The organism is Longimicrobiaceae bacterium (assembly GCA_036375715.1).
Taxonomy (GTDB): Bacteria; Gemmatimonadota; Gemmatimonadetes; order Longimicrobiales; family Longimicrobiaceae; genus DASVBS01.
Genome location: DASVBS010000025.1, coordinates 90,616 through 100,053, shown reverse-complemented (window position 1 = coordinate 100,053; position 9,438 = coordinate 90,616). Strand labels below are relative to the sequence as shown.

The 9,438-nt window shown below is 68.2% G+C and carries 7 protein-coding genes; all 7 read right to left on the bottom strand.

Going from position 1 to position 9,438, the window contains the following annotated elements; translation table 11 throughout:
- Positions 1-48 precede the first annotated feature (48 nt).
- The 7 genes from VF167_04425 to VF167_04395 are packed head-to-tail and all read right to left on the bottom strand — an operon-like array spanning position 49 to position 9,432.
- Complete coding sequence (locus VF167_04425) at positions 49-2,559, bottom strand: polysaccharide biosynthesis tyrosine autokinase (protein HEX6924646.1); 2,511 nt, start codon at positions 2,557-2,559, stop codon at positions 49-51.
- A gap of 7 nt (positions 2,560-2,566) precedes the next feature.
- Positions 2,567-3,217, bottom strand: coding sequence for a polysaccharide biosynthesis/export family protein (locus VF167_04420; GenBank protein HEX6924645.1), 651 nt, complete (start codon positions 3,215-3,217; stop codon positions 2,567-2,569).
- A gap of 59 nt (positions 3,218-3,276) precedes the next feature.
- A complete protein-coding gene (locus VF167_04415) occupies positions 3,277-5,157 on the bottom strand; it encodes a NeuD/PglB/VioB family sugar acetyltransferase (protein HEX6924644.1) in 1,881 nt (626 codons plus the stop codon).
- Entirely contained in the window at positions 5,154-5,783 is a 630-nt protein-coding gene (locus tag VF167_04410) for a sugar transferase (GenBank protein ID HEX6924643.1), read from the bottom strand. The genes VF167_04415 and VF167_04410 overlap by 4 nt, the downstream gene beginning before the upstream one ends.
- 40 nt (positions 5,784-5,823) lie before the next feature.
- Positions 5,824-7,044 carry a glycosyltransferase family 4 protein gene (locus VF167_04405; GenBank protein ID HEX6924642.1) on the bottom strand — a complete coding sequence of 407 codons (1,221 nt, stop codon included), beginning with the start codon at positions 7,042-7,044 and terminating at the stop codon, positions 5,824-5,826.
- Positions 7,045-7,070: 26 nt separating this feature from the next.
- A complete protein-coding gene (locus VF167_04400) occupies positions 7,071-8,111 on the bottom strand; it encodes a hypothetical protein (protein HEX6924641.1) in 1,041 nt (346 codons plus the stop codon).
- A gap of 7 nt (positions 8,112-8,118) precedes the next feature.
- Positions 8,119-9,432: a hypothetical protein gene (locus VF167_04395; GenBank protein HEX6924640.1), complete on the bottom strand. Its 1,314-nt coding sequence runs from the start codon at positions 9,430-9,432 to the stop codon at positions 8,119-8,121.
- Positions 9,433-9,438 lie beyond the last annotated feature (6 nt).

Genomic DNA, 9,438 nt, shown 5'->3' with positions numbered 1-9,438 from the left:
CCCCGGCCGACGCCTTCTCTTTCATAGTTTCTTTTACAGTTGGACTGGTCACGCCTCCACTTCGTAATACCGGTCGGGATAATATTCCCCGTATCGGGCCGCGATCGCGTCCGGGTCGTTGAGGACGAAGCCGAGGACTTCCGCTCCCACCACCTCCAGCTCGTGAGCGGCCTGGGCTAGCGCCGCGCGGGGCGTGCGACCCGCGCGCACCACGACCAACACCCCGTCGGCCACTGCGGCGATCGGTGCCGTGTCGGCCGTCAGCAGCATCGGAGAGGTATCGAAAATCACCAGGTCGAATTCGGAGCGGAGGGCGGCCACCAGTGCCTTCATGCGTGGGCTGCTCAGCAGCTCCACCACGACCTCGTCGAAATCGCCGCGGGGTAGCAGGAAGAGTCGCTCCTCGGTAGTAGCGGCGACCGCCCGGTCCAGGGGCACGCGCTCGAGCACCAGGTCGACGAAGCCGACGCGGTTGCCCACGCCGAAGAGCTTGTGTAGGTGCGGCCGACGCAGGTCGCAATCGACCAGGAGGACCCTGCGACCCTCGCGGGCAAATGCCAGGGCCAGGTTGGCGGCCGTGGTCGTCTTCCCCTCGTCGCTGGAGGGGCTGGTCACCACCAGCGTCCGCAGCTCCTCCACCGGACGGAGATAGGCGATGTTCGTGCGCAGCTTCCGATACGCGTCGGCGGCTGCACCGTACCCGGAGTAGGTGCTCGATCGTCCGCCATTCAGAGGCTCCGGTGAGGGCGAGGATCCAGCCGCGGCCGGGCGCAGCGGCAGGAGTGCCAGCAGCGAGGGCCAGCGGAAGCCGATCGGCGTCTTTCCGCTTCCGGTTGCGAGAGTACCGTCGCCGGGGGCGTATTCCGAGGCCCCGGAGCGAGAGCCGCCGCCGGCGATCTGGCGAGCGTCGCGCACGATGGGAGGAATGATCCCCAGCCCCGGTGCGGCGAGCTGGGCTTCCGCCTCGCCCTGGCGGCGAATCGAAGGGTCGCTGTACTCCCGCGCCAGCACGCCGCCTCCCCCCAGCACCACCCCCAGGATCAGCGCGAAGATCAAGCTGCGCGCTCGATTTCCGCTCATCTCCGGGACCACGCCGACCGCGGGATCCAGCACCTGCACCTGCCCCAGCTCCATCGATTCGTACACCACCGCGCGCTGCTGCTCGGCCCGCAGCGTCTGCGCCGTTCCCTCCGCCAGCGTCACCTCCTGCAGCAGTCGGCTCTCCTCGGCCTCCGGCGCCGGGAGCGTCTGGAGGGTGGCCATCGTGCGCGCCCGCCGGTCTTCCAGCGCCGCGATGCGCTGGGCGAGTGCCCGCACCTGGATCTGTGCGGCCTCCACCACCGCGACGCGGGCAGAGTCAATCAGCGTGTTCAGCCGAAGGACGCCCGGGTTGGTGGCCGCGGCACCGCCCGCGAGCAGTTGTGCGCGTTCGTTCTGATACTGGCCGAGTTGAGTGAACAGTTGCGAGAGAAGCGGGCCGGCGGAGTTGCTGGTGGCCGACATAAGCGTGCGCAGCTCGGCGTCGATCGCTTCGTCGTTGGATTGCCGCACGCGCTGCAGGAAATTCGCATAGGCTTGACGGTCGGCCTGGAGTTGCTCGCGCTGGGTGTCCAGGCTGAGCAGCTCCGCCTGTTCGACCCGTAGCCGCTCCTGCGAGCTGTAGTAGGGGCTCGATTCTCGGAAGGCATTGAGGGCCTCGCGCGCCTGCGCGAGCCGGACCTCTGCCTGCGCCAGCTGTCGCTCGATGAACTCCCGGTGGCGGCGCGCCCCTTCCCGCACCGCGCGCAGGTTGAAATCCCGGTAGGCTTCCGCGACCCCGTTGACCACCTCGATGGCCCGCTCCGGATTCGGATCGGTGTACGCCATGTCGATGATCGCGGCGCGCTCCCGCGGCGCGGCCCGGAGGCGCTGGCGGACCCGAGTGATCACAGCGTCCCGGGGGAGCACCTGCAGCGTTGCTTGCGAGACCCCGGGCGCCTCGGTGATCACGAAGCTCACCGCGGCGATGCTGACCGTGTCGCCGTAGGCCGCCCGCACCCGCCTCGCTTCGACATCATCAGTGAGCGCAACCATGTACTCGTTCGAGGTGAAGCGCAGGTGCAGGGTGATCGGCTCATTGACCGAGTCCACCGAGACCGACTTCAGCAGCCGGGGCGACAGCTCCGAGGAAGGCGACAGCTGCAACCCCAGGGTGTCGACCACGTCGCCCAGTACCGTTCGGCTCAGGAGGACCTGGACCTGAGAGGTGAGAAATTCCGGGGACTGTACGTTAGCGGCGGGGCCGCCGACCACGCCCGCGGGGAGCTGGCCCCGGGTATCGTTGAGCACCAGGGAGGCCGTCGCCCGGTAGACGACCACATCCTCCGGCACGACGTACCAGGCGATGCCCGTGACGATCACCACAGAGGCGACGACCCACCACCACCTTCGACGGAGCGCACGCAGCAGCTGCCCCGCGTCCATCCCCTGCGCAGGTTCGTCCGCTGGCGGGAGTGCGCCCCGCACCAGGCTTCCTCCGTTGCTTCCGGATGGTCCCTCCGGATTGAGGTAGCCGCTCATCGGTCACCTACAGGACGCGGGTGATCCGCAGGAACAGCCACGCCAGCGACGCCACCGAGCCGGCAGTCTGGACGGCCGGGCGGATGTATTCCCGCCAGATGTTGTGCTTGGGATCGACGATGACCTGGTCGCCCGTGCGCAGGCGCAGATGCGATATCTCGATGTAGGGACGGGTCACGTCCACGTACATCGTTCCACCCGCTCGCAGGACCCTCACTCGCTCGAGCGCGGCGTGCCGCAGGGGCCCCGCCCTGGTAACCGCCTGCGCGACGGTGGTATACGAGGTGAAGGTGTAGATGTTGGGAGAGGTGACCGCTCCGCCCACGCTCACACGGATGAGCGGCTCCACGACGAACTCCGGTTCCGCCAGGAAGCGGCGGAGCACCGTTCGCACCGATTCCGTAACCGTTTCCAGGGATCGCCCCGCTACCGGGATGGTCTGGTAGACCGGGTGAATGATGGTGCTGTCCGCGCCGATCTCGAACTCGCCGCTCAGCTCCGGATGGCCCCACACGGAGATGCGTATGGCGTCTCCGACGCTGAAGGCGGGCACGAGCTCGTCTTCCGACGAGGTCGCGGTTCCCGGGAACTGAGCTGCGAGCGGGGCGGCGGCGACAGTCCAGATCAGAACGAGGAGGAGCGCGGTCAGCGATCTCATGAGCCAGCCGGAGTGGAAGTGGGCGCGAGCGTACGAGCCCGGGCTGGGGCAACGGGACGTCATGAGGCAGACAGGGGTGTCATCTCCGGGGCGACGGGCTCCGGGGCCCTCCGCGGAAGCATTCGCCGCCGCGTGCGGTACCGTCGCACCCTGGAGAGCCGCACGATCGCGTCGATCACCCGGGCGATGTCGCTCTCCGCGAGGTTCGAGCCCGACGGCAAACAGAGTCCGGCCGTGAAGAGTCTCTCCGCCACGGCCCCTCCCACCGAGGGATACCCGGCGAAGACGGGTTGCAGGTGCATCGGCTTCCAGACCGGTCGGGCTTCGACGTCCAGCGCCTCGAGGCACCGTAGCACGTCCTCCCGGTCGCGGCCGAACTCCTTCGGGTCGACCGTAATGCAGGTGAGCCAGCGAGTGGCGTGTCCCCAGGGAGCCTCCGGCATGAAGCCGATGCCGGGGACGGAGCGCAAGGCTTCGTAATACCGCTCGAAGTTGCGCCGACGCGCCTCGACCCTCTCCGGAAGCACACGGATCTGACCCCGACCGATGCCGGCCAGGACATTGCTCATGCGGTAGTTGTAGCCGATTTCGGAATGCTGGTAGTGGGGCGCCGGGTCGCGCGCCTGTGTCGCCAGCATCCGGGCGTGTTCGACGAGCTCCTCGTCATCGGAGACGAGCATGCCCCCGCCCGACGTGGTGATGATCTTGTTGCCGTTGAAGGAGTAGATCCCCGCCTGACCGAAGCTGCCCGCCGGGCGCCCACGATAGGTCGCTCCCAGCGCCTCTGCCGCGTCCTCCACCAGAGCCACGCCATAGCGGCGACAGATCTCCTGGATCGGATCGAGATTCGCGGTCTGGCCGTACAGGTGGACCAGGACCAGGGCACGGGGCATCGGCCCGTTCCGGCTGCGCTCCTCCAGGACCTCCGCGAGCAGGGCCGGATCCAGATTCCACGACACCTCCTCGCTGTCGATGAAGATCGGTGAGGCGCCCAGGTAGAGGATCGGGTTCACGCTGGCGGCGAACGTGAGCGTGCTGACGAGCACCTCGTCTCCCGGCCCCACACCGATAAGGCGCAGGGCGAGGTGGAGCGCGGCGGTTCCCGACGAGAGCGCGACCGCGTGGCTTACGCCCACCGCGTCGCAGAACTCCGCCTCGAACTGATCCACGTTCGGGCCCAGCGGGGCGACCCAGTTGGAGCGGAACGCCTCGGAGACGAACTGCGTCTCCAACCCGCTCATGTGCGGTGGGGAGAGGTAAATCCGCTTGGGTCGCTCGATGGCTGTCTCGCCGGAGCGCAGGATAGGGCGGGCCGGCACGCCGACCACGCATGAGGAATCCTCTACGTCCCGGATCACCGCGGCGCCGGCCCCCACCGTGACGTCGTGGCCCACGGAAACGCGGTGGATCACCGAGGCGCCCAGTCCAATCCAGCTACGTCGTCCGATCGAGACGCCACCGCCGAGCGCGACCCCCGGCGAGAGGTGCGCCCCGTCCCCGATGTGGCAGTCGTGCTCTACGATCGCACCGGTGTTGACGATGACGCCCCGGCCGACCTCGGCTCCGGAGTTGACCACCGCCCCCGCGAAGACGACGGTGCCACCGCCGATTCGGGCGGTGGGGCTGACGGTGGCGTGGGGATGCACCAGGGCCGGTGCAATCAGATCCCCCAGCAGGTCGCAGAGCTCCAGGCGGCGTCGGTTGTCCCCCACCGCCACCGCGACCGCATCGACGCCTTCGGGGAGCCGCCGCGTGGCTCGCAGCGTGGCAATGAAGGGCTCCTGCAATGCCGTCACGCGGCCGCCTCCGGGCTCGACCACTGCGCCGAACCTGTCCGGATCGGCGTCGATGAAGCCGGCGACTTCGTGCCCGGCGGCGCGGATGAGGTCGGCCACTACCTTGCCATGTCCGCCACCGCCCCAGACGAGATAGGCGCTCATCCGGTCCCCGTGAAACGTTCCATGGTGACGTGGCCCCGCTGGTGAATTCCAGCGCCGGTGAGAACCTTCCCCACCGTTCGCAGGAGGATCTTCAGGTCGAGCAGTGTCGAGCGATTGTCGACGTACCAGACGTCCAGTCGCAGGCGTTCCGCCCAATCCAGCTCGTTGCGTCCGCTGACCTGCGCCAATCCGGTCACCCCCGGGCGCACCTCGTGGCGGCGCGCCTGCTCAGGCGTGTAGAGCGGCAGGTATTCCATCAGCAGCGGACGCGGCCCCACCAGGCTCATGTCTCCACGCAGGACGTTCCACAACTGCGGGAGCTCGTCCAGACTGGTCGCGCGAAGGAATCGTCCCAGCCGGGTCAACCGGAGCTCGTCGGGCAATAGCTGCCCGTTGACATCCCGGCGGTCGTTCATGGTGCAGAACTTCAACAGCATGAACGGCCGTCCGTGCAGTCCGGGACGGAGCTGTCGAAAGATCACGGGCGAGCCCAGCGTCAGCCGCACGGCCGCCGCCACGGCCAACAGAATCGGCAGCAGGAGGATCAAGCCGACCAGCGCCACCGAGACGTCGAGTGTGCGCTTGACGATCTCCCGGCCAACTGGCGCGCGTACCGAGGTCCCCATCGGCGTCGACCTACCTTTCCGAGGCGCTCCTCCCCCGCGTTCACGTCGTGGACACCACCTCGTCCGCCCTGCGGTCGCCGACAGTGAGCGTGGGTGGCATCCTGCCCCGCTGCCGCAGCAGCCGCTGATATTCCTCGAAGAGCGCGCTCCAGATGGCCTCGGGTTCGAAGTCGGCCAGCACGCGTGCACGAGCCGCGCGGCCGTGACGCCTGCGCAGGTCGGGGTCTTCGAGATAGCGCTGCAGGGCATCCCGTAGAGCCGCGGCGTCGCGGGGCGGCACGAGTGTGCCAGTGCACCCGTCCACCACCGCGTCGACGCATCCGGGAATGCGGGTGGCCACCACGGCAAGCTCCATCGCAGCGGCTTCGAGCGGCACGTTGGGAAAGCCCTCGCGGTAGCTGGGGAGGGCTACGACATCCATGGCCGTGTAGAGCGGCGGTGTATTCCAATCCAGCCCGACCGGGTGGATCCGAGGATCCTCGCGAAGCCGGCGCGCCACTGCCTCGGGCACCGGGTCCTGGGGCTCGAAGGGCCCGACGATCAGCAGGTGTAGATCGGGATGGGTCTCCCGCAGTTCGCTCCAGGCCTGGACCAGCTCCACCACCCCCTTGTCCCGCACGATCCGGCCGACGTAGCCGATCACCGTCGCGCCCGTGGGTATCCCGAGGCGCTCTCGCACCCGTTCTCTCGTGCCGGGATCCAAGCGGCCGGGGTCGAAGCGTCCTCTGGCATCCACCCCGTTGCCGCTTCCGCCCAGCAGCACCTTGATCTTGGATACCGGGCAGATCCCCTGCGCCACCGCCTCCCGACAGACCGAGCCGCTGACGCAGAAGACCTGGTGGGCGAGCGCACAGGCGAGCCATTCGGTCGTCCACAGGAGCCGGCGCTTCCAGCCGGTCGCGCCCATCAGGGGCAAGCCCCGCAGATGGTAGACGCGAACGGGGACGCCGCGGACCGCGGCCGCGATCATCCCTAGCAGCCCGCCCTTGGGTGTGTGGGCGTGAACGATGACCGGACGGACGCGCGAAAGCTCCCGGACGAGGCGAGTGATGGCGACGAGATCCTGCAGGGGGGTGATGCGCCGGGACATCTCCACGGCGCTGACGGTGACGCCCTCGCGCGCGGTGAATTCCTCGAGCTCAGGCCCGGGAGAGGAAACGACGTGCACGCGCACGCCGCGCTCCTTCATGAAGGCGACCTGACCTCGAAGAAAGGTCAGCGACATCGAGACGGTCGTCACGTGAAGGAGCGCGAAGCTCATCTTCTCGAGAGGAGAACCGGATCATGTCACCCCCGAAGAGCGGCGGCATACCCACCGGGATCATCCGCCAGACCCGGCTGCAACACCCGCTCTGCGACATCTCGCATGGTCATGGATCGCATTCCATACCGGGTTCGGCACTCGCATACCTCCTCAAGCAGTGCGCGAAGTGTCTCCAAAGATTCGTTCGGATGTGCGCCGAAGTTGTGTGGATGCCACCACAGGTGCAGGATTCGTCCTCGCCTGGCCGCGCTGCGGACCGCTGCGCGAAGGCGGGCGCGGCGCAGCGGCTCGAGCAGTGCCCGCCGGGGATGGAACGGGCGCAGGATGAAACTGGCGCGTACGTCGACCAGGCCCGACGGCCGGACGAGCTCGTCCCACCCGACACTCCCGTCCCCGCTCACGGGGAGGTAGGTGTCCGCCAGGCGAGCTGCTCTGCGGCCGGGGCTCGCCCCCTCCGCGGTGCCCACGAAGCTCCACATGCGCGTGTGCGGGTTGCCGCGGTAAGCAACGATCCCCGCCTCCTTCAGCCAGGGGTCGTAGGCCGGGTCGCGCTGGTTGCGCGGGAAGACGATCGAGCGCAGCACGAAGCCGCGCTCCGCCGCGATCGCCGCCGCCGAACGCAGGTCGGCGCGAAAGCTCTCTGCTCCGGAAATCGCGTCGTGGCAGAAGAAGTGGCAGTAGGTGTGGGTGGCGATCTCCTGGCGCGGCGTCGCCGCGATGCGGGCGATCAGGCTAGGAGCGTAGTGGAGCGGATCGGTCTCCTCATCCTCCCCCACCGGCTGCAGGTAGGGATCCAGGCGCGGGTTGCGATAACGTGGCAATACGGCGGGCCTGAACCGCTCCAGCTCCTGCCGGTTGCGCGCAAAGAGGAACCCGACGGTCGCCCAGGTGGCCGCGATGTCGTAGTCCTCGAACAGCTCGAGGATTTTCGGGATCACCTCTCGCGCGGCGAGCAGGTTGCGCTCGTAGGGCGAGCCGGGCGGGCAGTGGTCGCGCACCCCCCAGTGCAGCTCGAAGTCGAGGGAGAGGACGAGCGCACCGGGGTGACGGGGCTCGCCACTCATCGCCCGCTCATGTGGAGGATTGCTCCGCCGCCTCGGCCCTTCGCCTCCGCGGCTCCCGAGTCCAGGCGCGACGGACGACCGGCGCAGTTCGAATGCGGGAAACCGGCGCCGCTTCCGCCAGAAGGAAGAGGAAGGGGAAGATGAAGATCCGCTGGCGGTCGATGAGCCCCATGTTGGCCACCACGAAGCCGAGCGCCAGCGAGTACAGCAGGACGAAAGGAATGGCGACACGGATGAGGCGGTCGCTGCGCCAGTGCCTGAGCACCTGCACGAACTGGCGTCGACGAACCCAGACGATGGCCCAGAAGCCGATCATCTGCAGCGAAGCAAAGAGGGCCATCGGGTTGTGCGCCTCCCACGGGAACGGGCGCAGCAGGACGTTGATCAGCGCCACCGGCGCGCCGGCCACGCCGATCTCGACCGGTGCGATGGCGCTCTCGCCGCCCAGCTCCCGAGCCCCCTCCTCCTCGATGTAGCCCTGGACCCCCTCCACACTGAAGCTTTCCACCCCCTCCGCCTGCATGGCGACGCCCACACCCACGACCGCTGCCGCCGCGAGGGCGACCGCCTGCAGGATGTGCCTGGGTGTCCACCGGTGAGAGAGCAGCGAGAGGCCGTGCCCCGCTATCAGCGAGGCGAGGACCACGACCAGCACCTGCGGACGCACGCCGTAGATCAGGAAGAGGCCGGCGAGGAATAGGGGCCAGTTGATGCGCTCGCTCCGCCCGATGTATCCGGCGATACACATCCCCAGACCCAACAGGACGATCGCCTCTTTGCCGATGCTCGACGGCCAGTACCAGAGGGCGGGGAAGAAGAAGAGCCAGCGCGCGTATCTGGCTGCGGAGACGTGGGGGTACGAGCGACGGAACGCAACCAGGAACCCATACAGCCCGGCGAAGGCGAACAGCGAAAAGATGATGAACGCCCCCAGCATGCTGGGGCCGGTGAAGGCGGTGACAAAGGCTGCCGGAAAGTAGACGAACTGCGTTCCGTGCCAGATGCCGCCCTGCCAGTTGATCGGGTTGAACAGCGGACCCGGGTTCAGCTTCCAGAGCTCTCCGGCGTAGATGAGGCCGCCACGGTAGTACAGTCGGGCATCCCCAGAGCCGCCGTAGATCCCGAAGAGGATCATGTAACGCGCGAGCGCGCCCGCACCGCGCAGCGCGATGGCGAGGTAGAGCACGCGCTTGAGATCGCGCGGCGTGCGGGAGCGACTCACTGCCAGCGCGAGCACGACCAGCACCGCGAGCGACACCATCGTCCCCAGGGGATCCAGCAGGATGTCGCCGTCGTCGGTGTAAGGGAGGAAGTCGCCCATCGGGGT